This is a genomic window from Cupriavidus sp. OV096, from assembly GCF_900115455.1.
GTDB lineage: Bacteria > Pseudomonadota > Gammaproteobacteria > Burkholderiales > Burkholderiaceae > Cupriavidus.
Map to the genome: position 1 here is coordinate 53880 of NZ_FOWM01000013.1, position 26107 is coordinate 79986.

Sequence of the window (26107 nt, forward strand, 5' to 3'; positions counted from 1 at the left end):
TGTAAAGGTGGATTTACGCTCGCCTTCTGCGGCCGACGCGAAGCACGTCACTTGCGGCGCTGGATGGTCGCCATCGCTACACCCGCTCCGGCAAACGCGCAGGCGGCGGCCACAAGCGCCACCGCGCGCAGGGCGTCAGCGATGGCTTCGGCCTCCGCCCGCGCCAAGGGGCCCTGAGGCGGTGTACGGGTGTCGCCTGCTGCCGCTCCGTCCGGCTCCAGCAATTGCCCGGTCTGGCGTGCATCCTGAGGAATATGCAGTGCATCCAGCCGCGCCGACAGCGCCGCTTCGTGCGACCACACGAACACGATGCCGAGCACCGCAACGGCCAGCAGGCTCGCCACCCGGGCAACCGCGTTGTTGATGCCGGAGGCGATGCCTACCTGGTCGCCCGGCACGGAGCCCATTACCGTCGCCGTGAGTGGCGCGACGGTGATCGTCATACCGAGCCCGAGCACGGCGAGTGCCGGGAAGAATCCGGTCCAATAGCCGCCATGCACGAACGGCAGCGCCAGCATCGCGAATCCGATGCCGGCGACGGCCGGGCCAGCGCTCAACAGTGCCCGCGAACCGAAGCGGCTTGTCAGGCTGCCGGTGAAGCGCGATAGGAAGCCGATGATGACCGGCACCGGTAGCAGCGCGGCGCCTGCTTCGGTTGCGGTGTAGGCATGTGCGCGTATCAGCGTGAACGGCAGGAAGAACAGTGCGCCGCCCAGACCGAAGTAGAGCAGTAGGGTGACGAGGTTGGCGCCGGTGAAATCGCGGGAGCGAAACACGTCGAGTGGCATCATGGGATGACGGTTGTTCGCTTCGATCCTCACGAATGCGCCCAGCACGAGCACGCCGGCGCCGATCGTGCCCAGTACGAGCGGATGCGCGAAGCCGCGCGCCGACACCTGGGTCAGGCCATAGGTGAGGGTGGCGAGCCCGGCCGCCGCGCTCAGCGCGCCGGGCCAGTCCAGTTGCTGAGGCGCATCGAGCTTGTGGCTATTCGGCACTGACGACATCGCCAGCGCAATTGTCAGCGCTGCAAGCGGTACGTTGAGGAAAAATATCGCGCGCCACGACAACGCGTCGACAAGCGCGCCGCCTGCCACCGGCCCCACCGCCGACGTGATCGCGCCGACGGCCGCCCAGGTGCCAATCGCCCGTCCGCGTGCTTCGCCTTCGAACACGGCGCCGATGATCGCGAGACTACTGGGGACAAAGAGCGCCGCGCCAATGCCCTGGACAGCGCGCGCGACGATCAGCGAACTCGCGTTTGGCGCGAGCCCGCAAGCGGCCGACGCCACCGTGAAGACCCCGACGCCGGCGATGAACACCGTGCGGCGGCCGAGCTTGTCGCCCATCGATCCGCCCACCAGCACGAGGGACCCGAGAAAGAGCAGGTAGGCGTTAACGATCCACTGCATTGCCGCAACGCTCGCGCCGAGCTCGCTCTGCATGGCGGGCAGCGCAACATTGACGACGGAGCCGTCGATGAACGCCATGCTTGAGCCGAGGATCGTCGCGGCGAGCGCCATACGTTTGCGCCGGCACGGACGATCGACCGCGTTGGGCTGCGTACGGATGACGAGTTCGTCACAAGGGCTGGCTTGCGCAGCGACGACGCGCGCGGCCATTGGGTCGCGATCGAGAAGATCCGGATTGGCCAAGCTCGCTCCCGTGCCGGTCGATGGTGACTAGCATAGTAAATGGAGTCGCCCGGTTTGGATTGGTCCAGACCTGTTATTCCGGCAGCACCGCCACCGCCTCGATCTCGAACAGCATGCCGTCAATCGCCAGCCTTGGCACGGGAATCAGCGTGCAGGCGGGGGCCGGCCAGTCGCCCAGCAGGGCCTGCCAGGCGCGGCTGAAGATGGCCAGTCGTTCCATCGAATGATCGACGATCAGCACCGTGATCTTGGCCACATCTGGGATATCCGCACCGCCGGCCTGCAGCGCCACGCGCAGGTTGGACAGTGCACGGGTGACCTGCGCCGTGAAGTCGGTCAGCAGGCCGCCGCACATGTCCTCGCCACCCTGGCCCGCCGCGAAGATGATCTTCGCGGGCCGGTTCACCACCGCGACATGTGAATAGCCGTTCAGGCGCGGGTCGTAGAGGTCGGGCGGGTTCATGAACTGGAGGTACGGGGCGCGCGGCGATTCGAGCAGCATGGCAGGGTCCTGGAAGGAGAAGGGATGCCAGTGTCACACTTCAAGTGCACTTGAGGTCAAGCTTCGATGCGATACCATGCGCGCTGCAAGGGCTTTCCTTGTCCTCTATGGTCCTGTCATGAGCCGCCCCCCGAAGAACGTTCCGTTGGAGCCCCCGGTGCACCCGATGCGCGCCCGCGATCCGCTGACCATTGGCGAAGTGGTCGAGCGCAGCGGCGTGGCCGCGTCCGCGCTCCATTTCTACGAATCGAAGGGATTGATTTCGAGCACGCGCAGCGCTGGCAACCAGCGCCGCTATCCGCGCGGCATCCTCCGTCGGCTGGCTGTTTTACGCATTGCCCAGCGCATGGGCGTGCCGCTCGCGGTCATTGCCGACGCATTCGCGCGTTTGCCGGCAGGCAAGGCACCGACCGTGGCCGACTGGCGCCGGCTGTCAGCGTCCTGGCGGGAAGACCTCGACGCCCGCATTCGTGCGTTGACGTTGCTCCGCGATCAACTCGACGGCTGCATCGGCTGCGGCTGCCTGTCGCTGAAGGCGTGTCCGTTGCGCAATCCGCAGGACGTGATGGCGAGACAGGGGCCAGGCGCCCACGTGGGCGAGGGCGATTCGCGATTGTGACTGTCATGTGTCTGCCATAGCAATTTCCCATCGTGATCGGCGGTGTCGTGCCCGTGTTCAACCTGGATGGCGTCCGCCCGGGGCAGTTACGCATGACCGGTGCGCTGCTCACGGAGATCTACCAGGGAAGAATCGTCAACTGGAACGATCCGGCCATTGCGGCGAAAAATCCTGGCCTGCTGCTGGCCAGATATGAAGATCGTGGTCGTCCATCGGAGCGACAGCTCTGGCACCACGTTCAACTGGAGCCGCGTTATTCGTCTTGCATGGCCTCAGCGGCTATCGAAACGCGCAGCCAGGCGCTGTTCGCGGAACGCATCGACTACGAAATCGATGAACGCACGCGTCCTGAGCGGCAGCTGCTGCTTGTTTGGGTAATAGAGGCAGATCGGCCCGATATCCGCGTACCAGCCGGGCAGCAACCGGATGAGGTCGCCGCTGAGCAGCCAGCGGGAAGCGTGCGGCATCGGCAGCATGGCCACGCCGTGGCCAAGCATCGCTGCGTGCGCCATGGCTTCCGGGTCGTCGAAAATAAGGCGGGTGCGGCACTCGGCCAGGGCCTTCTCACCGAACGGATTGCGCAGGGTCCATGCGTACTGGCGGCCGGTGGCGACCGAGCGCCGGGCGATGCCATCGAACTGGGCCAACTCCGAGGGGTGCCTCGGCATGCGCCGGGTCGCCATATAGGCCGGCGATGCCGCGACGATCACGTGCGCGGGAGCCAATTCCCGGGCGATGACCCCCTGGCTCAGTTCGATGCCACCCCCAATCGCCGCATCGAAGCCGCCGCCGATCAGGTCGACGGGCCGGTTATCGAAATGCCAGTCCGGCACGACTTCCGGATAGCGGCCCAGGAATTCGCCAAGCATCGGCACCAGGTATTCCCGCCCGAACGCGACCCCCAAGCTCACTTTCAGCATCCCCGACGGCGCGCCGCTGCGCTCCGCCGCGTGGGAAAAGGCGTCCTGCAAGTCCGCGTAGGGCGCGGTCACCTCGTGCAGAAAGCGCTCGCCGTCGGCCGTGAGGGTCAGATTGCGCGTGCTGCGATGGAACAGCCGCAGTCCGAGCCGCGCTTCCAGGCGCGCGACGTTCTTGCTGAGCGCAGCGGGCGTGACGCCCAGACGCCGCGCGGCCCCCGAGAAGCTGCCCGTTTGGGCGCTCAGGATGAAGGATTCGAGAAGACTCAGGCCTTCCATCGTCAGATCCGATACTTTTGGTTGAAATTGATGATCCGGATTATGGGCTATTCGCGCGGTAATCGTGTGTGGATACTTCACTCACCCTAACCCGATGGAGTTTCGACATGACCACCCCCACCACCTTTGCCGGCAAGGTTGCTTTCGTTACTGGCGGCGCCCGCGGCATTGGCGCCGCGATCGTCCAGCGTCTGGCGCAGGACGGCGCAGCCGTGGCATTTACCTACAAGGGCTCGACCGCCAACGCCAACGCACTGGTGGCCAGCGTGGAAGCCGCTGGCAGCCGCGCACTGGCCATCCAGTCGGACGCAGGCGATGCGGCCTCGCTCACGCGCGCCATCGACGACGCCGCGCGGCACTTTGGCAAGATCGACATCCTCGTGAACAATGCCGGCGTGCTGCTGATGGGCGGGATCGATACCTTCTCGCTGGAAGACTTCGACAAGACCCTGGAAGTGAATGTGCGCGCCGTCTTCGTCGCGTCGAAGGCGGTCTTGCCGCACATGGGGCAGGGCGGTCGCATCATCAATATCGGCAGCTGCAATGCCGAGCGCATGCCGTTCCCGGGCGGCGCGGCTTACGCGATGAGCAAGTCGGCGCTGCAAGGGCTCGTGCAAGGCATGGCGCGCGACCTCGGGCCGAAGGGCATCACGGTCAACAATGTCCAACCCGGTCCGACCAATACCGATATGAATCCGGAGTCCGGCGATTTCGGCGGCGCCCTCCATGCCCTGATGGCCCTGGAGCGTCACGCGCATCCGGCCGAGATCGCAGGCATGGTTGCCTACGTGGCCAGCCCGGAGGCTGGTTTCGTTACTGGTGCAAGCCTGACGATCGACGGCGGTTTCAACGCCTGAGCGGACGGGTTCAAGGCGATGTGCGTGATATGATTCACATGCGAACTAATCACGACAACTCTTGCCTCAGGAAGATGCAGCATCGCCTTGTATATCTATTGAACGTTGGCCAGCGTCGACTGCAACGATGGCAGACGCGCGCAGCCGGTGGCGGGGTGACAGCGGCTCAGTCCGGGCTGCTGTTCTTCCTGGGCACGCACGACGGTGCACTGATGAGCGAGGCGGCTGCTGCGCTCGATCTGGGCGCGCCGGGCATCAGCGGTCTGGCTGACCGGACCGAAAAAGCTGGATTGATCGAGCGCCGGGCCGATGAGACCGACGGCCGGGCATCGCGCTTGTGGCTGACGGATGCAGGGCGTGCCGCGCGCCAGCGTTCCAAGACGCGCATGAAGGACCTTAATGCAAAGTTGACCGAGGGCTTCACGGAGGCGGAAGTCGACGTGGTGGCGCGGTGGCTCGCCAGCCTGCAGGAAAAGTTTCCCGTTGCCGACGACGGGGACGCGTAACCTGGGCTGCGGCTGGGGCCGCAGCGTGCACGCTTACTGCTGCGTCACCTTCGAGAAATCTGGCTTGCGTTTTTCGGCGAAGGCGGCAAACGCCTCCCTGGCCTCGGCGCTCGTCAGCCGTTCCTGGAACTTGGCGCTCTCGCTATCCATCTGGGCCACCAGCGCCTCGGCTTTACGCATCAGCGCCTTCATCGCGCTGAGGGAACCGGCCGGCTTGGCGGCGATGCGCTCGGCCATGCGGCGCGCTTCCGCACGAAGTTGATCGTTGTTGCAGACCCTGTTGGCGATGCCCCACGCCACGGCAGTCTGGGCGTCCAGCGGCTCACCCATCGCAAACATCTCGAATGCCCGGGCGTGGCCGATGCACAGCGGCATCAGGTAGCTCGAGGCCGCCTCAGGCACGAGCGCGAGATTCACGAAAGGTGTGATCAGTTGCGCATCCTGCGCCAGCAGCACGTAGTCGCAATGCAGCAGCATGGTGGTGCCAACGCCGACGGCCTTGCCGTGGACCGCTGCAACGATGGGCACCGTCGCCTTGGCCAAGGCATGCAGAAAGCGGTGCACATGACGCTCGGCAGGACCCTTTCCCACCGCGATCGCTGCGAACTCGCTCACATCATTCCCTGCAGTGAACATGTCCCCATCCCCTTGCACCAGCAATACGCGGATGTTGCGATCGTGCTCGGCGCGCTCGATGGTATCAGCCAGCGTGCCGTACATCTGATTCGTGAGGGCGTTCTTCTTGTCCGGTCTGGCTAGCGTGATGGTCAGCACGCCGGCAGTCAGGTCGGTGCGAATTTCCGGGGTGGTCATGTCGGTCTCCATGGGTTTAAGTTCGTATGCGAAGTATATTGATACTTTGCATGCGAAGTAAAGTCCCTGCGGGTCGACGGCAAGCGGTCTTGTGTCCGCTGGCGGGGGTAGCGCCTGAAGCACGCGAAGGTGGCTGCTAGACTTCTTCCTTCCAGTGATTCTTATCGCCTCGTGTTCACCATGGACCTTTCCCACCTGGAGCGGCAGCTCGCCTTCCTGAGAGAGATTGATCGACTGAAGAGCGTCGTAAGGATGTCGCCGCTGATCGATCGCTCGCGTCGAGAAAACAGTGCCGAGCATTCCTGGCATCTCGCCATGTATGCGCTCGTGCTGTCGGAGCACGCGGCGGCGCCTGTCGACGTGGTCCGCGTTGTGAAGATGCTCCTCCTCCACGATATTGTGGAGATCGATGCCGGCGATACACCGTTCCATGATCCGTCGATGCAGGCCGATCAGGTGGAACGGGAGCGCCAGGCGGCGGAGCGGATCTTTTCCTTGTTGCCGGATGCGCAAGCCGCCGAGTTTCGCGGTCTTTGGACCGAATTCGAGGCGACGGAGAGCGACGACGCGAAGTTCGCCAAGGCGTTGGACCGCTTCCAGCCGCTACTTCACAACGTGGCAACGGACGGCGGCACCTGGGTCGCGCCTCAGGTCAGTGAGGAGCAGGTCTTCGCGCGTTACGGGCCGACCATCGAAAGTGGCGCACCCGCCCTCTGGCAGGTGGCCGTCCAGCTCGTACGGGAACACTTCAGCGATCCGCTGGCCGGGAAAGCCGATCTTGACGGGCGTGTCTAATCGAGCAGATCGGGTTCTGCATCCACCAACCCCGCGAAGAGGCTCTCGAACGCGTGCAACGAGCCTTCATTGCCGCCCACCTGGCCATGTGTGTGCCGCGCCGTGGCAGTGTCGATCAGTTGTGGTGTGCCGGCGGCTTCGGCGAGCAGTTGCGTGTGCGCGGCGTTCTCCAGCGCGATGTACCACCAGCCCGTGGCTTCCACGGTGGGACCCGCCGTCAGGATGCCGTGGTTCTTCAGGATCGCACCTTTGTACGTCTGGCCATTGCCCTTGTCCAGGGCCTGCGCAATGCGATCCCCCTCGGAGTTGTCCACGACCATACCGGTGAAATCATCGAACAGCACGTGGTCTTCAAAGAACGAGCACGCATCCTGCGTCAGAGGATCGAGCTTGCGGCCCAGCGTGGACCAGGCCTTGCCGTAGGTGGAATGCGTATGCGCGGCTGCTACGACGTGCGGGTGTGCCTCATGAATGGCCGCGTGGATGGCAAAGGCCGCCTTGTTCAGCGGGCGGTTGCCGACCACTGTTTCACCGCGGGCGTTCACGAGCAACAGGTCGGAGACGCGGATGCGCGAGAAATGCACGCCGAGCGGGTTGACCCAGAAATGATCGGGAAACTCGGGGTCCCGCGCGGTGATGTGCCCGGCAAGGCCGAGCGCGAAGCCCTGGCGTGCAAAGAGGCGGAAAGCGCCGGCAAGACGCTCCTGACGGTGCCGGCGCTCGGCCGCCACGCTGGGGCGCTCAGGTAGCGGGTCGAACCAGAATTTCTGCCGCGGTTCTGGGTTGGGCGTGAAAGACGCCCGGTGTTCGAACGGAAAGACGGAGTTCATCGTTGGACCTTTGCGGCGATTCCCGCAGGCAATTCGTTGTCATTCACGCAGATGTCGCTGCGCGTCTTCGGGATCAGAATGCAGGGATGATCGACCCCTTGAACTGGGTGTTGATGAAGTTGCGCACTTCGTCGGACTGGTAGGCCTTGACCAGTCTGGCCACCCATGGCTTTTCCTTGTCTTGCGGGCGCGTGGCAATCAGATTCGCGTAGGGGCCGCGTGCATCCTCGATCGCAATGGTGTCCTTCTGCAAGGACAGTCCGGCCTGGTAGGCATAGTCGTTGTTGATCGATGCCGCCGCGAGGTCAGGCAGCGCACGCGGCAACTGCGCGGCGTCGAGTTCCACGAGCTTGAGCTTGCGCGGATTCTCCACCACATCGAGCGGCGTCGCGTTGACGCCGTTCTGGCCTACCCCCACCTTCAACTTGATCAGGCCGGCCTTTTGCAACAGCAGCAACGCGCGATTGCCGTTCGACGGATCGTTCTGGATGCCGATGCGCGCGCCTTCCGGCAGTTGATCAATGCTGTGGTACTTCTTGGAGTAGATGCCGAGCGGCGCCGTGATCGTCAGGCCAGCCGGCACGATCTTGTAGCCACGCGTCTTGATCTGGCTGTCGAGGAATGGCTTGTGCTGGAACGCGTTCGCATCGAGATCGCCAGACGCGAGCGCCTCGTTGGGCTGCAGGTAGTCGTTGAATACCACGACGTCGATCGTCAGGCCGTCCCGGGCGGCCACTTTCTTGACCACATCGAAGATCTGCTCCTGGTTGCCGGCCGAAATGCCAACCTTGATCTTCGATTTTTCCGGTGCGCCCTGCGCCGAGGCAGATCCCATGCCCCCGGTCACGCCGATGCCAACCCCAAGCGCCACGATGAGGGCGCGCGTCCATGTTTTCATTGTGAGAGTCCCTGATTGATGTGAGTTGCGAGGTGCTAAAACAGACCCGTGGTAGGTGGGGGCTGATCCTTGAGCAGCCAGGCGCCTACGACGGCGGCTTTCCACTGGCGCGGATTGTGATTCGCCACGGTGCGTGCGTTGCGCCAATGCCGATCGAGGTTGTAGGTGCGATCACACGCCGATGCGCCACCGACGTCGAACAAGTACTCGGCGCTCTTCAGCGCGGCGCCCACGGCGAAGTACTGTGCCTGGGCCACATCGATGGACGCCTGCGTCAGCGAGGCATCGCTGAGGTGGTCGGCCCACGCGGCGTCAATGGCGTCAGCGGCGCGCAGCGTGGCCGCTTCGGCCGCGTAGACTTCGGCGGCAATCTGGCCGATGGTCTCCTGCACGTAGGGGTCATCCACCGAACGCTCGGCCGAACTGTGCTTGATGGGCCGCGCCTTGTTGCGTGCGAACCAGATCGCATCGTTCAACGCGTTGCGTGCGATGCCGGCCTCGGTAGCGGCGAGGAAGAGCTGGAACACGGGCGTGACGGGATTCCGGCGGTCCCGCGGAACATGACTGCGGCGGACTTCGTCCGGCTCCACTCGCATGTCCGTAAAGCGCGTGGTACCGCTGGCGGTGAGGCGTTGTCCGATGGTGTCGAAGTCATCGACGAATTCCATGCCCGCGCGTTGGCGTGGCACCGTGAAATGAGTTTCCTGCCCGGTCTCGTCCAGGGCGATGGACGTGACCCAGTCCGCGTACAGTGCCCCGGTGCTGTAGTACTTCGTGCCGTTGACGACGTGATGGTCGTCGTTCCGCACGATGGTCGCCCTGACTTCGCCCTGCTTGCCACCGCGTTCGATGCCGCCATTCCCGATGATCTGGCCAGACAGTAAGCGGTTGAACCAGCGGTCGCGTTCGGCTTCGTTGTCCTGTCCTGCCAATATCCCTTCCACGAGGCCGAAGTTCGGCCGCAGAGATTGAGCGAGATTGGCGTCGACCGCCGCGAGGTCGATGACGAACTGGATCGTGTCCCGAATGCTGCCACCCGGGCCGCCATATGCCTTGGGTATCCTGAACGTCAGCAGGCCAGCGTTCGCGATCTTTCGGGCGAGCGCAAAGGGCAGCTCGCGCCGGGACTCACGCGCGCTGGCCTCGGCCGCGATCTCGGGCAGTAATGCCCTCGCGCGCTCGCGCAGCACGGCGACTTCCCCGGCCGGCGGTAGCGCTTCGCCGCGCGGGGCAGGGTGCGGGTTGACGGCCGCGTCGCGCGGCGCCAGCGTATCGATAGTTCCCATGTCGTCATCGTGGTTCGGGGCCACTCAGGGTAATCAATACGGCGGGAACGGCGAAGCACGATATCCGCATGTCGATATCGCTTGCGCGTGCGATTCATATGCGAAATCCGGCTGTGCGGTGGCGCGTGGGAATGCCGTCACGGTCGCCCACCGGCGTCGGGTGAATGAGCTCATGAGGAATACGCCGGGAAGTGCTCCGACACCGGGCACGCGCATATTCATATGGTCATTCAATCGTTCCGGTCCAGCGGCTCATGCCCGTAAGCTGAACGTCCATTTCCCGTTGCATCACAGCATTCATGGCCACCTACCTCGACAACAGACAGCGCGCCGAACTGGCCCACGCCGCCCGTCATTGGCTGTGGCGATCGGAATTGCCAACCTGGCTGCTGATCGTTGCCGTCTACGCGTCGTGGTTCGGCGTGGCGGTCAACGCCAACCGGATCGGGCTGCCGCTCGCCTGCGTGCTGCTGACGTTGGCGACCACGTGGTTCCTGTCACTGCAACATGAACTGCTGCACGGCCATCCCACCCGGCTGCCGTGGCTCAATGCCCTGCTAGGCGCCGCACCACTTGGCATCTGGCTGCCATACGGCATCTACCGGCGCTCACATCTGGAGCACCATGCTGCGGACCTCACCCATCCGGATGGCGATCCGGAAAGCTACTTCCTGTACGCCGGTGACTGGCACGCAGCCGGGCCGCTGGTGCGCAGGCTCTACGCGGCGCGCAATACGCTGACAGGGCGTGTGTTGCTCCAGCCGGCGTTTGCCATTGCCTCGATTGGCGCCGATGCCGTGGGCCGGGTTCGCCACGGCAACTGGGAGGATGTGCCGACGTGGATCGCCCATCTGCTGGCGCTAGGCGTGCTGCTGGTGTGGCTCGATACCTCCTGCGGGATGCCGGCGTGGCTGGTGCTGGCGGGCGTGGGATACCCGGCGCTGTCGCTTGCCGCGATCCGTTCCTTCCATGAGCATCGTGTGGATCCGCCGTTTGGCGCGCGCAGCGTGATCAACGATGCCGGATGGGCGTGGCGGCTCCTGTTCCTGAACAACAACTATCACCTCGTGCATCACGATCTGCCAGCAGTGCCCTGGTTTGCGCTTGCTTGGGTCTATCGTCGGCGTGCCGGGGACTACCTGGCGCGCACGGACGGATTCCTGGTGCGCGGCTATCGCGAATGGATCTTTCGATACGCGTTGCGTGCCGTGGCACCGGTGGCGCATCCGGTGTATCACGCCCCGGCGGAGCGCCCCAGGGACGCAGGAGGACACCATGAGCGCACCTGAACGCTGGGTGGCCGCACTGCCGATGTACAACGTGAGCCCCGCCTTGCGGGAAGACTGGCACGCGCTGCTGGCTCGAATCGCGGAACGGCTGGCACGAAGCGATACGCCCGTAGCGTTGTCCGTCGTGGAGCCGGGAGAGGGCGCGGAGGCGCTGCACGCGTTCTGGCGCCGTGACGACGTACTGCTGTCGCAGACCTGTGGTTACCCGCTGATTCACGGCCTCGCCGGCCATATTCAGTTGATCGGGACGCCGAGTTTCGCGGCGCGCGGATGCGTGGAGCATCGCTATACCAGCGCGATCATGGTGCGTGCGAAGGATGGCCCTGCCACGTTGACAGACTGCCAGGGCATGCGGGTGGCATGCAACGATCGCACATCTCATAGTGGCATGAATGCGTTGCGCCACGCCGTTGCGCCACTGGCGCGCGACGGGCGATTCTTCGCGCACACGGTCTATACAGGTTCGCACCTGTGCTCGCTGGCGTCCGTTGCGGAAGGTGAGGCGGACGTGGCGGCCATTGATTGCGTCACGCTGGCCTTCGCGCGCGAGCACATGCCGGCGAAGCTGGAGGGCCTGCGCCAGATCGGCGAAACACGTGCTGTGGCGGGGTTGCCCTTCATCGCCTCGCGCCGGGTGGGGCAGGCGCTCCTCGACAATGTCAGGCTGGCGCTGTGCGCGTGCCTGCGCGAGGACGCCGCACTCTGCGCACGGCTACGGCTGCGCGACCTCGTGCCCGCCACGGTGGCGGACTACCTGCCGCATGCGCAGATGGAAGACGAGGCGCATCGCCGTGGATACGCCGAGTTGCGATGACGCCCTGCCACTACGCAACATGGCAAGCTACCCAGTGACCCGCGTCACGCTCCCGCAAAACTGGTGCGGACTCGCGGCATTGTGCGCTGGCATACGCGCAACGGGTGTGAAAGCGGCAACCTGCCGGCGGCGCCAGTGGGCTGGGCAGTTCCCCCTCGATGACCGCGCCGGGACGCTCGCGCGCTTCGCGGCGCGCCGAAGGTGCCGAAGCGATCAACGCACGCGTGTACGGATGCAGCGCTGAATCCCAGACCGCATCGCGGGGGCCCTGTTCGACCACCTGCCCCAGATACATCACGGCGATGCGGTCGGACATATGGCGCACCACGGCGAGGTCGTGCGAGATGAACAGGTAGGCAATGCCGAGCGTGTCGCGCAGGTCCAGCAACAGGTTCAACACCTGGGCGCGGATGGAGACGTCGAGCGCGGACACCGCTTCGTCACAGACGATCAGGTCCGGTTCGAGCATCAACGCCCGCGCAATCGCCACGCGCTGACGCTGACCGCCAGACAGCTCATGCGGCAGCCGTGCGGCCATATCGGCATGCAGGCCGACCTTGTCGAGCATCTCCGCCACGCGCGCGCGCCGCGCTGCCGAAGCGCCCCGACGATGCACGATCAGCGGCTCCTCCAGCGCCCGTCCCACGGTGGTGCGTGGGTTCAACGAGGCGGCGGGGTCCTGGAACACCATCTGCAGGCGCGTACGGATCGTATCGAGCGCGCTGCCGCGCCGCGCGCCAATGTCCTCGCCATCGAGCAGCACGCGGCCGGTATCGACGTCCGTCAGGCGCATGGCCACGCGTGCCACCGTGGATTTGCCGCAGCCACTTTCGCCGACGAGGCCGAGCGTCTCGCCACGTGACACGTGGAGCGAAACGTCGTCAAGGGCCCGCACGACACCTGCCTGGGTATGGAAATGCCGCGTGACATTGCGCAGCGCAAGCAACGGCTCGGTCATGCCGCCACCTCTTCGAGAACGGGGATGCTGCGCACCGGCAAGCTCAGCGGGGCATGGCACGCGGTTTGGCGACCGCCTTCGCGTCGCAGTGTTGGGATCTCCGTCCGGCATCGGGGCAGTGCGTGTGCGCAGCGCGGCGCGAAGGCGCAGCCTGGTGGCATGGCGGACAACGGCGGTACCGTGCCGGGGATCTCCGGCAGCCGCGCGCCGGGCGGGAGTGCCTCGATGGCAAGGGAGGCGAGCAGGCCCGCCGTGTACGGATGAGTGGGGTGTGACAGCAGGTCGGCCACATCACCGTGTTCCACGATACGGCCCGCGTACATGACGGCCGCGCGGTCGGCGGTCTCCGCCACCACGCCGAGGTCGTGCGTAATGAGCAGCATCGCCATGCCGGTCTCCGCCTGGAGACGCTTGAGCAGCGCAAGGATCTGGGCCTGGGTCGTGACGTCCAGCGCGGTGGTTGGCTCGTCGGCAATCAGCAGGTCGGGCTCGCAGGCCAGCGCGATGGCGATCATTGCCCGCTGCCGCATGCCGCCGGACAACTGGTGTGGATAGTCGCCGGCGCGCGCGGCTGGTGATGGCATGCGAACCTGCTCGAGCAGCCCCACCGCGCGTTCGGCAGCCTGCGCGCGCGTTACCTGCCGATGCAGGCGAATCGCCTCGGCAATCTGGTCGCCGATCCGCATCACGGGGTTGAGCGCAGACATCGGCTCCTGGAAGATCATGGCGATCCGGTTGCCACGGATGTCCTGTATCGCACGTGCGTCCAGCGCCAACAGGTCCGTGCCATCAAATAAGGCCTGTCCACCCGCAATCCTTGCCGTGCGGCGTGGCAGCAGGCCCATGATCGAGTAGGCCGTCACGGACTTGCCCGAGCCGCTTTCGCCAACGAGCGCCAGCGTCTCGCCGCGATCGATGTGCAGCGAGACGTCGTGCAGCGCGGTGACGGGGCCGTTGGCGGTGGTGAAGGTGGTGCGCAGCGCGCGCACATCGAGCAGCGTCATGGCGTCAGCTCCGTCGTTGGCGCAGGTGGGGGTTCAAGGCATCGTTGAGACCGTCACCGAGCAGGTTGAAGGCCAGCACGGTCAGCACGATGGCAAAGCCGGGCAGGCCACAGATGTACCAGGCGTCCACGACTTGTTCGCGCCCGCTGCCGATGATCGTGCCCCAGCTCATGACGTTGGCGTCGCCGAGACCGAGGAAGGCCAGCGAGGCTTCGGTCTGGATCGCGGTGGCAACCGTGAGGGTCGCCATGGCGATCACGGGCGGCAGCGCATTGGGCAGCAGTTGCGTGACGATGAGGCGCGTGTGGCCCATGCCGATGGTCTCGCCGGCGAGTACGAACTCGCGCTCGCGTAGCGACAGGAACTCGGCGCGTACCAGCCGCGCGGTGGCGGGCCATGACACCACGCCAATAGCCAGCACCACGGTCGTGATGGATGGCTTGAAGATCGCCACCAGCACCACGGCGAGGACAAACTTCGGCACCGTCTGGAAGACTTCGGTCAGCCGCATCAGTGCCGCATCGACGCGTCCACGGAAATACCCGCCGATAGCGCCGACGGCAATGCCGAGGGTGGCCGCCAGCGCGGTACTGACCAGTCCGATCAGCAGCGAGACGCGCGCGCCGGCCGCCAGCCCCGTGGCGAGGTCGCGCCCCATGAAATCGGTGCCAAGCGGGTGGGCCGGGTCCTCGCCGGGCCACAGCATCGGCGGACCTGCCATTTCCCACGGGTCGCCCGGGAACACAACGGGCCCCACTACGGCAGCAAGGACGACGATCAGCATCAGCAGCGCGCCGAGCGAGACGGCCGGATGTCGCGTGATGGTGCGCCAGAGCGCCCGCGGACGGGATCGGGCGATAACGGAAGCGGTCGCTGCAGTCATGGCCGTGCGCCAGTGCGGACCACGGCCACACGCGGGTCAATGGCCGCGTAAAGCAGATCGACGAAGATGTTCACAACGATGACCAGAAGCGAACTGAGCAGCAGAATGCCGAGCAGCAGGTTGAAATCCCGCGCGAGGACCGATTCGAACGCAAGCCGCCCCAGGCCCGGCCAGCTGAAGACCGACTCGACGAGCACCGCCCCACTGAGCAGCGAGGCCACCTGATAGCCTGCCATCGTCACCAGCGGAAGCAAGGCGTTGCGCAGCGCGTGGACGAGCGTGACGCGGATCTCGCCAGCGCCCTTGGCGCGCGCGGTGCGCACGAAGTCTGCGCCGTCCAGTTCCAGCATCGCGGTGCGTACCAGGCGCGTGTAGACCGCCAGATAGAACGTTGCCAGCGTGCAGGCCGGCAGGATGGCGTGGCGCGCCACATCGCCGAAGTAGGCCAGCCCCGTATGGGCGGCGCTGACATCGGTCATGCCACCGGACGGCAGCCAGCCCAGTCGCGCGGAGAACAGCACGATGGCCATCAGGCCGAGCCAGAACGTTGGCATGGCGTAGGCCACCAGCGTTCCCAGCGAGATGAGGCGGTCGGGCCAGCGATGCACGCGCACGGCGGCCACGACGCCGAGGGCAATGCCAAGGACCAGCGCGATGCCCATGGCGAGCGTCATCAGCAACAACGTGGCCGGCAGGCGGTTCACGATCAGGGTGAAGACCGGCATGTTCTGGCGGTACGAAAAGCCGAGATCCAGCGTGGCGATCTGTCGCAGGTAATGCGCGAGCTGTAGCCACATCGGCTGGTCTAGCCCGAAGTTCGCGCGCAGTTGGGCCATGGTCTCGGGCGTCGCCGCGCCGGCCTCGCCGGCCAGCACGTCGACCACATCGCCGGGCGCGAGCTGGAGGATCACGAAGTTCAGCAAGGCAATGCCAAGCACCACGGGTATCACCTGCAACAGGCGCTGGCGCAGGAACACAAGGGCGGGGCGGCGCATGCGCTTATGCCTTGGGTGTGAGCCAGGCATCGGCATACGAGGCGAACAATCCGTCGCCCTGCGCAGTGGCCTTCCGGAAGCGCGCCGTCGATACCGTGACCCAGGTCTGCTCGACGAGATCCAGCACGGGCACATCTTCCTGCACGATCTGTTGCCAGTTGCGGATCAGCGCCTTGCGCTTGCCGTCATCGGCTTCGCGTCCGGCCGCCTCCATGATCCGGTCGAGTTCGGGATTCGAGTACCCCGAGCCGTTGGTCCACGGCGCGCCCTTGATGATGTTCTTGGTCCAGAACAGGCGCTGCACGCCGAGCGTGGGATCGGGCAGGCGATGCAGGCTCGAGATCATCAGGTCGTAATCCTGGTCAGTGAACACGCGCCGCAGGTAGGTGGCGGTGTCACCGGCGCGCAACTCCACCTCCACGCCGACGCGCGCAAGCGACTGCTTGATGAACTCGGCAGGCCGGCTGGCGGTGACGCCGCCGCCGCCATCGTAGTCGAGCGTGATGCGCAGCCGCTTGCCGTCCTTGCCGGGCTTGAAGCCAGCCTCGTCGAGCAGCGCCGCCGCTTTCTTCACATCGAACGGGTACTGGCGGGTGTCGCCGGCGTAGTAGTTGACCACCGACGAAGGCACCGGACCCGTGGCCGGCTTGCCGTAGCCGAGAAACACCACCTTGAGCAGCGCGTTGCGATCGATCGCATGGGCGAACGCCTGGCGCACGCGTTTGTCGGCGAAGTAGGGCTTGCGCACGTTGAACTGCGTCAGGAAGATCGTTGCCAGGTAGCGGCCGTCGTCGGTGTTGATGCGGTAGCGCTGCTTGTCCTGGAAGCGGTTCAGGTTCGACAGCGGAATGCTGGAGCCGAGCGCCACGTCCAGCTCGCCGGCTTCCAGCGCCACGGTGCGCGCGGCGGCGTCTGGGATGAATTTGAAGACGATACCGTCGAGATAGGGCTGATCGGCCTGCCAGTAGTGCGGATTGCGCTCCAGCCGGACATGGCTGCCCTTGACCCACTCCTTGAACACGAACGGGCCCGTGCCAACCGGCGCGCTGTTGAGCGGGTTGCTGAGCACGTCCTTGCCTTCATACAGGTGGCGCGGCAGGATCTGCGCGCCGTAGGTGTTGATGTAGTTGATCAGGTACGGGGCCGGCGAGGACAGCCGGATGATGACCGTGTGCGGGTCCGGCGTGTCGACTGCCGTGACGTTGGCGAACGCTGCGCGCCCAAATGGATGCAGCTTCTTCCAGACTTCGAGCAGGGTGTACTGGACATCGGCGGCGGTGAAGTCCTTGCCGTCGTGCCACTTGACGTTCTTGCGGAGCTGGAAGGTGGTCTTGAGCCCGTCCGGCGAGGTGTTCCACGCCGTCGCCAGCGCGGGCACGGGTTTCAGGTTCAGATCGTAGGCGACCAGCCCTTCCAGCACCTTGCTGGAGACTTGCCCGATGTTCATGGTGGTGATGAACGCCGAAGTCAGCAGCGTGGGCTCCGGGGAGACGGCCACATTCAGCACGCCGCCGCGCACGGGGGCGGTGGCCTGGGCGAAGGATTCAGCGGAGAAGGGCAGGCCAATCGAGAGCAGGGTGGATGCAGCCAGGAAATCGCGGCGGTTCATGGATGGGTATGGTGTGATCGGTGGAAGAAGGCGGTCAGGCGGCAGCGCGCGACGTGGCGGGCTCCGGCGCGGATACCCGGCCAGATGGCCGGGGCAGGTCGAGGTGGTCGCGCAGGGTACGACCCGTGTACTCGGTGCGGAAGATGCCGCGACGCTGGAGGATGGGCACCACGCCCTCCACGAAGGCGCTCAGGCCATCGGGCAGCACGTCCGGCATCAGGTTGAAGCCGTCCGCGGCGCCCTGGCGGAACCAGTGCTCGATGTCGTCGGCAATCTGTTCGGGCGTGCCGACGATGACGCGATGCCCCCCACCGCCGGCCAGTTCGCGGATCAGCGCTCGCACGGTCAGCCCGCGCCGGCGGGCCAGCGCCACAGTGGTGTTGAAGAACGTGTGGTTGCCGTTGCCGTTGGCCGGCAGTGTCAATGGCTCGGGCAGCGGCGCATCGAGTCGAAGGCGGTCGGCCGGGATGCCCAGCGTGCCGGCCAGCCGGTTAAGGCTGTAGTCCCACGGGATCAGGTCGACGAGTTCGTCGCGCCGGCGCAGCGCCTCCGCCTCGGTCGCACCGATGATGGTCGTGAGTCCCGGCAGGATCTTCACGGCGTGCGGGCCGCGCCCGATGGCTTCGGCCTGCGCGTTGATCCGCCGGCCATACTCGATGGATTCCTCGATCGACTGCGCCGCCGAGAACACCGCTTCGGCATGCCGCGCGGCCAGTTCCTGCCCGTCGGCCGAGCCGCCGGCCTGGAACAGCACCGGATGCCCCTGTACCGAACGGGGCAGGTTCAGCGGCCCTTGCACGCTGAACGACGCGCCGCGGTGCGCAATGGGCTGAAGTTTGCGGGTATCGACGAAGCGGCCGTCCCGCTTGTCGCCGATGAAGGCATCGTCCTCCCAGCTATCCCATAGCGCGCGCACCACGGTCGTGAATTCGTCCGCTCGCGCATAGCGCTGCGCATGATCGGGCACGGCGTCGTGGCCGAAGTTGCGTGCCGAGGCAGCGTCGGCGGTGGTCACGACGTTCCAGCCCGCGCGACCGCCGCTGACATGATCGAGCGTGGCAAAGCGGCGGGCGATGTTGTACGGCTCGTTGTAGCTCGTCGAGGCGGTAGCGACCAGCCCGATGTGCGTCGTGGCGGCGGCCACGCAGGCCAGTAGCACAGTGGGTTCCAGCGCAGTAATCGGCCGGAAGTTGATCTGGTCCGCAATGGCCGCGTTGTCGGCCAGGAAGATCGCATCGAACTTGCCGGCCTCGGCGATGTGGGCCAGCCTGACGTAGTGCTGCACGTCGGTGAATGCGAGCGGGTCGCTGTCCGGGAGCCGCCATGCCGACGGCACGAAGCCGCTGTGCAGCGCGTTAAGGTTCAGGTGCAGCTGGCGTGGGGCGCGTTGAGGATCGAGTTCCAGCGGAGCGGTCATGCGAGGGTCCTTTCCCGTACAAGCTACGCAGGATAGGGAAGGGCCTCTCGCAACGGAACGAAGGAAACACGATAACGATATGTGGCGTACGTGGCCGACCATCACCGCGCCGCCCGGCCATCAATGCGCCCGTGGCCGCTTCAGGTCTTCAGGATTTGGCCGTGCCCTGTCGGGTTCTCCAGTCCGCATACAGGTCCGCGACGCCGTCCAGCCTGACGGGCACATAGTCGATGTTCATTGACTGTTCCGCGAACGGCCGCGCCAAGTCCGCGTAGATCGCCGCTGTCGAAAGGCCGAACGGTTCCCCATCGTCATTCGAATAGGCGTACGCCACCTGCGTCACGCCGGCCAAGCGCATGGCCGCCATGCACATCGGGCACGGATGTCCGCTGGCATATACCGCGCAGCCAGCAAGGCTTGGGCGGCCCAACGCCTGGCTGGCAGCCCGGATGGCGTTCAGCTCGGCATGCGAGGTGGGATCGTTGGTGGTCAGGATTTCGTTGACGCCGGTGGCGATTACCTTGCCGTCGCGCACGATCACTGCGCCAAAGGGCCGTCCGCCGGCCTCCATATTGGCTTGGGCGAGCCGGATGGCTTCGCGCAGGAATGTTTCGGTATCGGTCATGGTGTATCTCGAAGTCGTAAGGAAGGCGATAGTACTGGACGCGGGGTGCCTTCTTCGTCGCTTCATGGCTGCCGGTGCCTGGTGGAATGTCCAAGGGGAAGACGGCTTGCGTTGCTTCCCTGCATACGTACTATCACCTAATGCTGCATTGCGACAATCCTTCTGCTACAATTCGGGAAAACCCCATAAGGGTAATCCCTCAAGGAAGGAAGCCATGAACACCCAATCCGACATCAAGATGACCGATCAACTCGAACGCGACCTGATCGAGCGCGAACTGGGCACGCAAAGCCTGGGTTTTGCCAACGACGTGAAGCGCGTTGTGGCTGCTGTGCAGAATGTTTTCTCCCGCCTGCAAGCGGAAGCGCGCAAGGCCAAGGTCGTCTACGCGAACGGTTAATCCGGTCAGAACACCCCCCTGTAGTGCCTGCGGCGTCTCCCGGCGCCGCCATTGAAAAGCCGACCCGCCGTACAGCCCTTCGAGGTGTGCGGCGGGTCGGCTTTTGGCTTTTTTGGTGATTAACGCGTCACTTCGATGCGATCGACGCGATCCGGGTAGAAGGCCAGATGATTAGCGATCTGGGCAACCGCCTGATGGGGCGATTCGTAGGTCCACACGGCGTTGTCCGTGCGGGTGCCGCCTGCGGGAATGCTGTAGTAGGCCGCATCGCCTTTGTAGGGACAGTGGCTGGTGTGCTGGGTGCGCGTCAGTTGAGACATGTCCACGTCTTCGCGCGGAATGTACTGGACTGGCGGGTATGAGGCCTCGGCGAGCGTCAAGGCGCGGCGGGTATCGGCAACCACACGGCCCGCTACGGTCACCACCACGCGCCCGCCCTGGGGCGTGATCGTGATCGGATGATCCGGGCCGGGAATCCTGACGGATTTGTCGGCGGATTTGTCGGTCATGGCAGACCTCCCTAAGAAAGGAGGCGCGGCGATCAGGCCGCGCCTCAAAGAAAAAACCGCCACGGAGGTGACGTGAGGCCGAAAAGGGAGAGAAGAGCCTCGGCCTCGGTATGGACGATAGCAAGCGCGGCCGGCCCGGCATAGCACGCGCGAGGGAACACACTCTTCTCGTGGATTAAACAATCCACCCCAACATTCCAAAACAAAGCCCCGCACTGGGCGGGGCTGCTGGGGCTGTTGGGGCTAGGCGGGATCGAAAACTATCGATCAATCAAAACGATAGCGATTGACCGCCTGCTGACTGTTCCTCGATCCACAGCGACAGCCGCACCTTGTACGCCTGCTGGATATGGCGCCGGGCGATCTGCTCGGCCTGCGCCGGGTTGCGGGCCTCGAGCGCTTCCACCAGCGCCAGATGTTCCTCGTATGAGCCCCGGGCGCGGCCCGGCACGGCCAGCGTGGAGCGGCCGAGCAGCGCCATCGACTCGTGCAGCGAGCGCAAGGTCTTCAGCAGATAGCGATTGTGCGCGCAGCGGTGCAGCGTCTCGTGGAATAGGCGATTGTTGACCGCCAGCTTGTCGGGATCTTCGGCGAAGGCCAGGTCGCGCTCGACAATATCGCGCAACAACGAGATTTCCACATCGGTGGCGTGGCGGGCAGCCAGCGCGGCGGCAGTGGATTCGAGCACCTCGCGCATGACATACAGCTCGCTCACCATGCTGGCGTCGAGCCGCGTCACCATCATGCCGCGATTCGGCTCGTTGACGACGAGCCCTTCGGACTCGAGCCGCGACAGCGCCTCGCGCACCGGCGTGCGCGACAACCCTAGCGATTCGGCCAGTTCCACCTCGCGCAGGCGCGTGCCGGGCGGCAGGTGGCCGGCCTGGATCGCGCCCCGGAGTTGTTGGTAGGCCCGTTCGGAACGCGGCAGCGACGCGCTCTGGTCGCCGTCGGCGCCGGCAAGATCCGCAGGAAGCATGGATGCGTGTGAGTGGGGATGACAGCAAAGACAGCCATCATACCCGCTCGGGCAGGCGGCTCGCCAGCCACCGCGCCCGAATACCCGATATCAGGCCGGCGGCGACGCCGCGCGCCGGCTGCGCCGCCGCCGCGCCAGCATATTCAACGCCTCCACGCCGCACGAGAACGCCATCGCTGTATAGATGTAGCCCTTCGGCACGTGGTGACCCAGCCCGTCGGCAATCAGCGTCATGCCGATCATGATCAGGAAGGCCAGCGCCAGCATGATGATGGTGGGATTGGCGTTGATGAAGTTCGCCAGCGGCGTGGCCGCGAACAGCATCACGGTCACGGCGGCGATGACGGCCACGAACATGATCGGCACGTGGTCGGTCATGCCTACGGCGGTGATGATGCTGTCGACCGAGAACACGAGGTCGAGCACCAGGATCTGGCCGATGGCCATCGCGAAGCCAGGCGCGGCGCGGGCGACCATGCCTTCCTCGCCGTGCCCGGGCTCGGGCGCGACGTGCTGATGGATCTCACGCGTGGCCTTCCAGACCAGGAACGCGCCCCCGGCGATCAGGATGATGTCGCGCCACGAAATGCCCTTGCCGAGGAGCGTGAAGACCGGCTCGGTCAGCGCCACGATCCACGCAATCGTCGCCAGCAAGCCCAGGCGCATCACCAGCGCCAGGCTGATCCCCAGCCGTCGGGCCTTCTCGCGCATGGCCTCGGGCAGCTTGTTGGTCAGGATGGAGATGAAGATGAGGTTGTCGATGCCGAGCACGACCTCCATGGCCACGAGCGTGGCCAGTGCGGCCCAGGCGGCCGGGTCGCGCGCCAGCGCGAGTAGCGATTCCATGCGAACTCCTTGGTTGGGGTGGGCTGGGGCAGGGCTACCCGAAAGCGGACTACCAGGATCATGGTAGCGCACGCCGGCGGTGCAGGGGACATCAGATAGGGCGAGATTGAGGTTGTGAAACGCCAAGACTGGAATATAGTATGTGATATATCAAAATAATACCGGTCATCACAACCATCGAGGAGACAACCCATGAAGATCTGTATCTATGGGGCAGGGGCAATTGGCGGCTACATGGGCGCGCAGTTGGCGCTCGCGGGCGCCGACGTGAGTTTTATCGCACGCGGGCCGCATCTGGCGGCCATGCAGGCCAACGGCGTGCGCCTTCATATCGAAGGCGAGGAGCGCGTGGCGCGCGTGCGCTGCACCAGCGATCCGCGCGAGCTGGGTCCGCAGGACTATGTGTTCATCACGCTCAAGGCGCACCAGGTGCCCGGCGTGGTGGATCTGATGCAGCCGCTGCTCGGGCCGGAAACGGCAGTCGTGACCGGCGTCAACGGCATTCCCTACTGGTACTTCCACAAGCATGGCGGCGAGTTCGCCGGGCGCACGCTGGAGAGCGTGGACCCAGGCGGCAAGCAGTGGCGCGGCCTCGGGCCGGAGCGGGCGATCGGCTGCGTGCTGTATCCGGCCGCCGAGATCGAGGCGCCGGGCGTGATCCGCCATGTCTACGGTAAGAAGTTTCCTATCGGCGAGCCAGATGGAAGCCGTTCCTCGCGCGTGACGCAACTCGCCGACCTGATGGTCAAGGCGGACCTCGACGCGCCCGTGCGCGACAACATCCGCGATGAGATCTGGCTCAAGCTGTGGGGCAACCTCTGCTTCAATCCGATCAGCGCGCTGACGCATGCCACGCTGGACATCATCACGTCCGACCCAGCGACGCGCGCGCTGTCGCGCCAGATGATGCTGGAGGCCAAGGCGATTGCCGAGCGCTTTGGCGTGCACTTTCGGGTCGATGTGGAGCGGCGTATCGACGGCGCCGGCGCGGTGGGGGCGCACAAGACCTCGATGCTGCAGGACCTGGAGGCCGGCCGGGCGATGGAAATCGACCCCTTGCTGACCGTGGTGCAGGAGATGGGCCGGATGATCGGCCAGCCTACGCCGATGGTCGATGCCGTGCTGGGGCTGATCAAGCAGCGCGACAGGATGGCGCAGGGCGGTCAGACTGCGCCACCCGTGCCGGTGGCGCGCGCGGCATGACGCGGGAGAAATCCCCGGCGATGTGGTGATCTTGATATACCATATACGAAAGGCCGGACCCGCCCCTTTCTCACCCATTCGGGTTCTTGACGCGCGATCATCGACGAGATTGATGAGCAAACCGCATGGCGCCATGCCAAACTGGACACCATGCGTCCGCGCGTCAGGTCCCGGCAGTGGAGTGGGGCGGGACGCCGCCGGAGGCCGCCTCGGCCCCCGGGGCGCCGGTCATAGACGAGTGCATTCATGTCCGCCCAAACACCCGAAGTCCAGCCCGCCGGCCTGACCCTGTCGCTGCAGCCGATCAACGCGGGCGCCAGCCTGCGCGACCAGGCCTATGCGATGCTGCGCCAGGCCATTGCCGATGCCGATATCTATCAGTCGCGAGAGGAAGTGCGGCTGGACGAGCGCGTGCTGTCCGAAGCGCTGGGCGTGAGCCGCACGCCGATCCGCGAGGCGATGACGCTGCTCGAGCAGGAAGGCTTCCTGCGCACGGTGCCGCGCCGCGGCATCTACATCATGCGCAAGACCAAGCGCGAGATCGTGGAGATGATCCAGGTCTGGGCCGCGCTGGAGAGTATGGCGGCCCGCCTGGCCACGCTCCATGCCACCGACGAGGAAATCGGCAAACTGCGACACATGTTCGACAGCTTCCGAGACTCCACGCCAGCCGAACACATCGAAGAGTATTCCGACGCCAACATCGTCTTTCACCAGGCGATCGTGCAGCTATCGAAGTCGCAGATCATCATGGACGCGATCAAGAACATCTTCGTCCATGTGCGTGCGATTCGGAAAATGACGATCTCGCAGAGCGACCGCGCCGCGCGGTCGATCGTCGATCATCTGCGGATTATCGAGGCGCTGGAGAAGCGCGATACGGAACTGGCCGAGAAGCTGGTGCGCCAGCACTCGCTGGACCTGGCCGACTACGTGGAAAAGAACTGCGACTTTCTGGACTGACTGCCGGCCACGTCATGCACGCCCCGTCGCCCAGCCCATGACGGAGCGCGGGCATTGTTCCGCGATGTGGCCGAATCTTCTTGCGCCCCAACAGCTTTACGGCACGTTGGGGCTTTTTCTTTGGCACGTTTCTTTGGCTATTTGCCCATCTCGCAGGCGAGGGGCTGTCCTTGGAACGGCCTATGCGCATTGCTGCGATGCAGCGTCGAAACTTCCATGATTCGGGTTTAAACCCTCTTGCATCTTGCTGATATACCACATACTGTATGTCAAAAGAGCGAAGCACAAATCAGGAGACGAGCATGGCCGAGGCTACCAACCAAAGTCAGAGCAGCACCATGGCGCAACGCAAAGCCCTGGACGGCATTCGCGTCCTGGACATGACGCACGTTCAGGCCGGCCCCTCGGCTACGCAGTTGATGGCCTGGATGGGCGCCGACGTGATCAAGGTCGAATTGCCCGGACGCGGTGACATCACGCGCAGCCAGCTGCGTGACGTGCCCAACGCTGACAGCCTGTACTTCACCATGCTGAACAGCAACAAGCGTAGCCTGACGCTCAATATGAAAACGCCGGAAGGCAAGGCACTGCTGGAAGACCTGATTCAGCAGAGCGATGTGCTGATCGAGAACTTCGGTCCGGGCGTGCTGGCCCGCGCCGGATTCGACTGGGAACATATCCAGGACCTGAATCCGCGCATGGTCTATGCGTCGATCAAGGGCTTCGGTCCCGGCCCCTACCAGGACTGCAAGGCGTATGAAAACGTGGCCCAGTGCATGGGCGGTGCGGCATCGACGACAGGCGAAGCCAGCGGCATGCCATTGGTGACGGGCGCGCAGATCGGCGATTCGGGTACGGGCGTGCACTGCGTGGTCGGGATCCTGGGCGCACTGCTGCAGCGCGAGCATTCGGGGCGCGGCCAGCGCGTGGAAGTCGCCATGCAGGACGCCGTACTGAACCTGTGCCGCGTGAAACTGCGCGACCAACAGCGCCTGGATGCCGGCCCGCTGCGCGAGTACCCCAACGATCAGTTCGACGACCACGTGCCGCGCGCGGGCAATGCGTCGGGCGGCGGCCAGCCGGGCGCTGCGCTGCGCTGCGCGCCGGGCGGTGCGAACGACTACGTCTACGTCATCATCCAGCCGCAGGGCTGGGAGCCGCTGATGCGCCTGTGCGGCCGCGAAGATCTGATCACCGATCCGGAATTCGCCACGCCTGAAGTGCGTCTGAAAAAGCTCGCCGCGTGCTTCGGCATCATCGAGCAATGGACCCTGGGCCACACCAAGTTCGAGGTGATGAACGCACTCAACGAGGTGGATGTGCCGTGTGGCCCGATATTGTCGATGAAGGACCTGATCGGGGACCAGTCGATGTACGAGCGCGGCTTCCTGATCGAGCTGGAGCACCCGGTGCGCGGCAAATACGTGCAGCTCGGCTCGCCGATCACACTGTCCGACTCGCCGGTGAACGTCGAGCGCTCGCCGCTGCTGGGGGAGCACACCAACGAGATCCTCGAATCGCTGGGGCGGTCGCCGGCCCAGATTGCTGCGCTGCGCCTGGCGGGAGCGATCTGACCCGAGGCGTCCGGCCCCGGCCGGTGCCTCGTCTCCACAGCCCCTGACGGGGGTCTCTCCATTCTCTGCTGAAAGAGCAGGC

The 26107-nt window shown here is 65.2% G+C and carries 27 protein-coding genes; 10 read left to right on the forward strand and 17 right to left on the reverse strand.

Annotated elements, in window-relative coordinates; genetic code table 11:
• Positions 1 to 47 precede the first annotated feature (47 nt).
• Complete coding sequence (locus tag BM115_RS22790; protein WP_092299656.1) at positions 48 to 1622, reverse strand: MFS transporter; 1575 nt, start codon at positions 1620 to 1622, stop codon at positions 48 to 50.
• Positions 1623 to 1728: 106 nt separating this feature from the next.
• Positions 1729 to 2157 carry a RidA family protein gene (locus tag BM115_RS22795; RefSeq protein ID WP_092299659.1) on the reverse strand — a complete coding sequence of 143 codons (429 nt, stop codon included), beginning with the start codon at positions 2155 to 2157 and terminating at the stop codon, positions 1729 to 1731.
• 166 nt (positions 2158 to 2323) lie between these two features.
• On the opposite strand from BM115_RS22795, the gene soxR reads away from it, so the two are divergent.
• Positions 2324 to 2776, forward strand: coding sequence for a redox-sensitive transcriptional activator SoxR (soxR, locus tag BM115_RS22800; protein WP_143093934.1), 453 nt, complete (start codon positions 2324 to 2326; stop codon positions 2774 to 2776).
• A gap of 272 nt (positions 2777 to 3048) precedes the next feature.
• Here soxR and BM115_RS22810 read toward each other — a convergent pair whose 3' ends face one another.
• On the reverse strand, positions 3049 to 3972 hold the full coding sequence (locus BM115_RS22810) for a LysR family transcriptional regulator (protein ID WP_092299665.1): 924 nt from the start codon (positions 3970 to 3972) through the stop codon (positions 3049 to 3051).
• Between the two features lie 107 nt (positions 3973 to 4079).
• On the opposite strand from BM115_RS22810, the gene BM115_RS22815 reads away from it, so the two are divergent.
• Both BM115_RS22815 and BM115_RS22820 read left to right on the forward strand, forming a co-directional pair.
• A complete protein-coding gene (locus BM115_RS22815; protein WP_092299668.1) occupies positions 4080 to 4829 on the forward strand; it encodes an SDR family oxidoreductase in 750 nt (249 codons plus the stop codon).
• Positions 4830 to 4903: 74 nt separating this feature from the next.
• The gene (locus tag BM115_RS22820) at positions 4904 to 5335 is read left to right on the forward strand and encodes a MarR family winged helix-turn-helix transcriptional regulator (protein WP_092299953.1); all 432 of its coding nucleotides are present in this window, start codon (positions 4904 to 4906) and stop codon (positions 5333 to 5335) included.
• 33 nt (positions 5336 to 5368) lie between these two features.
• Here the strand turns inward: BM115_RS22820 and BM115_RS22825 are convergent, their stop codons facing one another.
• Positions 5369 to 6148 carry an enoyl-CoA hydratase gene (locus BM115_RS22825; RefSeq protein WP_092299671.1) on the reverse strand — a complete coding sequence of 260 codons (780 nt, stop codon included), beginning with the start codon at positions 6146 to 6148 and terminating at the stop codon, positions 5369 to 5371.
• Positions 6149 to 6328: 180 nt separating this feature from the next.
• Between BM115_RS22825 and BM115_RS22830 the strand changes: the two genes are divergently transcribed.
• Entirely contained in the window at positions 6329 to 6943 is a 615-nt protein-coding gene (locus tag BM115_RS22830; protein ID WP_092299955.1) for an HD domain-containing protein, read from the forward strand.
• Here the strand turns inward: BM115_RS22830 and BM115_RS22835 are convergent.
• The 3 genes from BM115_RS22835 to BM115_RS22845 all read right to left on the reverse strand — a co-directional run bounded on the left by BM115_RS22835 (position 6940) and on the right by BM115_RS22845 (position 9957).
• Positions 6940 to 7773, reverse strand: coding sequence for a class II aldolase/adducin family protein (locus BM115_RS22835; protein ID WP_092299674.1), 834 nt, complete (start codon positions 7771 to 7773; stop codon positions 6940 to 6942). The two genes, BM115_RS22830 and BM115_RS22835, sit on opposite strands and share 4 nt — an antisense overlap.
• A gap of 73 nt (positions 7774 to 7846) precedes the next feature.
• The gene (locus BM115_RS22840; RefSeq protein WP_255370955.1) at positions 7847 to 8608 is read right to left on the reverse strand and encodes a MetQ/NlpA family ABC transporter substrate-binding protein; all 762 of its coding nucleotides are present in this window, start codon (positions 8606 to 8608) and stop codon (positions 7847 to 7849) included.
• 98 nt (positions 8609 to 8706) lie between these two features.
• Entirely contained in the window at positions 8707 to 9957 is a 1251-nt protein-coding gene (locus BM115_RS22845; RefSeq protein WP_092299680.1) for an acyl-CoA dehydrogenase family protein, read from the reverse strand.
• A gap of 299 nt (positions 9958 to 10256) precedes the next feature.
• Between BM115_RS22845 and BM115_RS22850 the strand changes: the two genes are divergently transcribed.
• Complete coding sequence (locus BM115_RS22850) at positions 10257 to 11246, forward strand: fatty acid desaturase (protein WP_092299682.1); 990 nt, start codon at positions 10257 to 10259, stop codon at positions 11244 to 11246.
• Positions 11233 to 12060: a phosphate/phosphite/phosphonate ABC transporter substrate-binding protein gene (locus tag BM115_RS22855; protein ID WP_255370946.1), complete on the forward strand. Its 828-nt coding sequence runs from the start codon at positions 11233 to 11235 to the stop codon at positions 12058 to 12060. The genes BM115_RS22850 and BM115_RS22855 overlap by 14 nt, the downstream gene beginning before the upstream one ends.
• Positions 12061 to 12070: 10 nt before the next feature.
• On the opposite strand, the gene BM115_RS22860 is transcribed toward BM115_RS22855, so the two are convergent.
• The 7 genes from BM115_RS22860 to BM115_RS22890 all read right to left on the reverse strand — a co-directional run bounded on the left by BM115_RS22860 (position 12071) and on the right by BM115_RS22890 (position 19551).
• Complete coding sequence (locus tag BM115_RS22860) at positions 12071 to 13018, reverse strand: ABC transporter ATP-binding protein (protein WP_092299685.1); 948 nt, start codon at positions 13016 to 13018, stop codon at positions 12071 to 12073.
• Entirely contained in the window at positions 13015 to 14022 is a 1008-nt protein-coding gene (locus BM115_RS22865) for an ABC transporter ATP-binding protein (protein WP_092299688.1), read from the reverse strand. Before BM115_RS22865 ends, BM115_RS22860 begins: the two co-directional genes overlap by 4 nt.
• A gap of 4 nt (positions 14023 to 14026) precedes the next feature.
• Complete coding sequence (locus BM115_RS22870; protein WP_092299691.1) at positions 14027 to 14905, reverse strand: ABC transporter permease; 879 nt, start codon at positions 14903 to 14905, stop codon at positions 14027 to 14029.
• Positions 14902 to 15900 (reverse strand): ABC transporter permease, encoded by a 999-nt coding sequence (locus BM115_RS22875; protein ID WP_092299694.1) that lies wholly within the window; start codon positions 15898 to 15900, stop codon positions 14902 to 14904. Before BM115_RS22875 ends, BM115_RS22870 begins: the two co-directional genes overlap by 4 nt.
• A gap of 4 nt (positions 15901 to 15904) precedes the next feature.
• Positions 15905 to 17509: an ABC transporter substrate-binding protein gene (locus BM115_RS22880; protein ID WP_092299697.1), complete on the reverse strand. Its 1605-nt coding sequence runs from the start codon at positions 17507 to 17509 to the stop codon at positions 15905 to 15907.
• 34 nt (positions 17510 to 17543) lie between these two features.
• On the reverse strand, positions 17544 to 18926 hold the full coding sequence (locus BM115_RS22885; protein WP_092299700.1) for an LLM class flavin-dependent oxidoreductase: 1383 nt from the start codon (positions 18924 to 18926) through the stop codon (positions 17544 to 17546).
• A 148-nt stretch (positions 18927 to 19074) separates the two neighbouring features.
• Positions 19075 to 19551, reverse strand: a complete 477-nt coding sequence (locus BM115_RS22890; RefSeq protein ID WP_092299703.1) for a nucleoside deaminase — start codon at positions 19549 to 19551, stop codon at positions 19075 to 19077.
• Positions 19552 to 19765: 214 nt separating this feature from the next.
• Here BM115_RS22890 and BM115_RS22895 point away from each other — a divergent pair, with 214 nt between their 5' ends.
• Complete coding sequence (locus tag BM115_RS22895) at positions 19766 to 19951, forward strand: hypothetical protein (protein ID WP_092299706.1); 186 nt, start codon at positions 19766 to 19768, stop codon at positions 19949 to 19951.
• A 119-nt stretch (positions 19952 to 20070) separates the two neighbouring features.
• Here the strand turns inward: BM115_RS22895 and BM115_RS22900 are convergent, their stop codons facing one another.
• From BM115_RS22900 to BM115_RS22910, 3 genes are all read right to left on the reverse strand, one after another.
• Positions 20071 to 20460, reverse strand: coding sequence for a DUF427 domain-containing protein (locus tag BM115_RS22900; protein WP_092299709.1), 390 nt, complete (start codon positions 20458 to 20460; stop codon positions 20071 to 20073).
• 271 nt (positions 20461 to 20731) lie between these two features.
• On the reverse strand, positions 20732 to 21439 hold the full coding sequence (locus BM115_RS22905; protein ID WP_092299711.1) for a GntR family transcriptional regulator: 708 nt from the start codon (positions 21437 to 21439) through the stop codon (positions 20732 to 20734).
• A gap of 90 nt (positions 21440 to 21529) precedes the next feature.
• The gene (locus tag BM115_RS22910; RefSeq protein WP_092299715.1) at positions 21530 to 22285 is read right to left on the reverse strand and encodes a TerC family protein; all 756 of its coding nucleotides are present in this window, start codon (positions 22283 to 22285) and stop codon (positions 21530 to 21532) included.
• Positions 22286 to 22477: 192 nt separating this feature from the next.
• Between BM115_RS22910 and BM115_RS22915 the strand changes: the two genes are divergently transcribed.
• The 3 genes from BM115_RS22915 (at position 22478) to frc (ending at position 26025) form a co-directional block, all read left to right on the forward strand.
• Positions 22478 to 23488, forward strand: coding sequence for a 2-dehydropantoate 2-reductase (locus BM115_RS22915; RefSeq protein ID WP_092299718.1), 1011 nt, complete (start codon positions 22478 to 22480; stop codon positions 23486 to 23488).
• Between the two features lie 246 nt (positions 23489 to 23734).
• Positions 23735 to 24451, forward strand: a complete 717-nt coding sequence (locus BM115_RS22920; RefSeq protein WP_092299721.1) for a GntR family transcriptional regulator — start codon at positions 23735 to 23737, stop codon at positions 24449 to 24451.
• Between the two features lie 338 nt (positions 24452 to 24789).
• The gene (frc, locus tag BM115_RS22925; RefSeq protein WP_092299960.1) at positions 24790 to 26025 is read left to right on the forward strand and encodes a formyl-CoA transferase; all 1236 of its coding nucleotides are present in this window, start codon (positions 24790 to 24792) and stop codon (positions 26023 to 26025) included.
• The last annotated feature ends 82 nt before the right edge of the window (positions 26026 to 26107 follow it).

Excerpts from the sequence above, each read along its gene's own strand:
- BM115_RS22790 (WP_092299656.1), bottom strand. The coding sequence starts at position 1,622 with ATGGCCGCGCGCGTCGTCGCTGCGCAAGCCAGCCCTTGTGACGAACTC.
- BM115_RS22795 (WP_092299659.1), bottom strand. The coding sequence starts at position 2,157 with ATGCTGCTCGAATCGCCGCGCGCCCCGTACCTCCAGTTCATGAACCCG.
- soxR (WP_143093934.1), top strand. The coding sequence starts at position 2,324 with ATGCGCGCCCGCGATCCGCTGACCATTGGCGAAGTGGTCGAGCGCAGC.
- BM115_RS22810 (WP_092299665.1), bottom strand. The coding sequence starts at position 3,972 with ATGGAAGGCCTGAGTCTTCTCGAATCCTTCATCCTGAGCGCCCAAACG.
- BM115_RS22815 (WP_092299668.1), top strand. The coding sequence starts at position 4,080 with ATGACCACCCCCACCACCTTTGCCGGCAAGGTTGCTTTCGTTACTGGC.
- BM115_RS22820 (WP_092299953.1), top strand. The coding sequence starts at position 4,904 with ATGCAGCATCGCCTTGTATATCTATTGAACGTTGGCCAGCGTCGACTG.
- BM115_RS22825 (WP_092299671.1), bottom strand. The coding sequence starts at position 6,148 with ATGACCACCCCGGAAATTCGCACCGACCTGACTGCCGGCGTGCTGACC.
- BM115_RS22830 (WP_092299955.1), top strand. The coding sequence starts at position 6,329 with ATGGACCTTTCCCACCTGGAGCGGCAGCTCGCCTTCCTGAGAGAGATT.
- BM115_RS22835 (WP_092299674.1), bottom strand. The coding sequence starts at position 7,773 with ATGAACTCCGTCTTTCCGTTCGAACACCGGGCGTCTTTCACGCCCAAC.
- BM115_RS22840 (WP_255370955.1), bottom strand. The coding sequence starts at position 8,608 with ATGGGATCTGCCTCGGCGCAGGGCGCACCGGAAAAATCGAAGATCAAG.
- BM115_RS22845 (WP_092299680.1), bottom strand. The coding sequence starts at position 9,957 with ATGGGAACTATCGATACGCTGGCGCCGCGCGACGCGGCCGTCAACCCG.
- BM115_RS22850 (WP_092299682.1), top strand. The coding sequence starts at position 10,257 with ATGGCCACCTACCTCGACAACAGACAGCGCGCCGAACTGGCCCACGCC.
- BM115_RS22855 (WP_255370946.1), top strand. The coding sequence starts at position 11,233 with ATGAGCGCACCTGAACGCTGGGTGGCCGCACTGCCGATGTACAACGTG.
- BM115_RS22860 (WP_092299685.1), bottom strand. The coding sequence starts at position 13,018 with ATGACCGAGCCGTTGCTTGCGCTGCGCAATGTCACGCGGCATTTCCAT.
- BM115_RS22865 (WP_092299688.1), bottom strand. The coding sequence starts at position 14,022 with ATGACGCTGCTCGATGTGCGCGCGCTGCGCACCACCTTCACCACCGCC.
- BM115_RS22870 (WP_092299691.1), bottom strand. The coding sequence starts at position 14,905 with ATGACTGCAGCGACCGCTTCCGTTATCGCCCGATCCCGTCCGCGGGCG.
- BM115_RS22875 (WP_092299694.1), bottom strand. The coding sequence starts at position 15,900 with ATGCGCCGCCCCGCCCTTGTGTTCCTGCGCCAGCGCCTGTTGCAGGTG.
- BM115_RS22880 (WP_092299697.1), bottom strand. The coding sequence starts at position 17,509 with ATGAACCGCCGCGATTTCCTGGCTGCATCCACCCTGCTCTCGATTGGC.
- BM115_RS22885 (WP_092299700.1), bottom strand. The coding sequence starts at position 18,926 with ATGACCGCTCCGCTGGAACTCGATCCTCAACGCGCCCCACGCCAGCTG.
- BM115_RS22890 (WP_092299703.1), bottom strand. The coding sequence starts at position 19,551 with ATGACCGATACCGAAACATTCCTGCGCGAAGCCATCCGGCTCGCCCAA.
- BM115_RS22895 (WP_092299706.1), top strand. The coding sequence starts at position 19,766 with ATGAACACCCAATCCGACATCAAGATGACCGATCAACTCGAACGCGAC.
- BM115_RS22900 (WP_092299709.1), bottom strand. The coding sequence starts at position 20,460 with ATGACCGACAAATCCGCCGACAAATCCGTCAGGATTCCCGGCCCGGAT.
- BM115_RS22905 (WP_092299711.1), bottom strand. The coding sequence starts at position 21,439 with ATGCTTCCTGCGGATCTTGCCGGCGCCGACGGCGACCAGAGCGCGTCG.
- BM115_RS22910 (WP_092299715.1), bottom strand. The coding sequence starts at position 22,285 with ATGGAATCGCTACTCGCGCTGGCGCGCGACCCGGCCGCCTGGGCCGCA.
- BM115_RS22915 (WP_092299718.1), top strand. The coding sequence starts at position 22,478 with ATGAAGATCTGTATCTATGGGGCAGGGGCAATTGGCGGCTACATGGGC.
- BM115_RS22920 (WP_092299721.1), top strand. The coding sequence starts at position 23,735 with ATGTCCGCCCAAACACCCGAAGTCCAGCCCGCCGGCCTGACCCTGTCG.
- frc (WP_092299960.1), top strand. The coding sequence starts at position 24,790 with ATGGCGCAACGCAAAGCCCTGGACGGCATTCGCGTCCTGGACATGACG.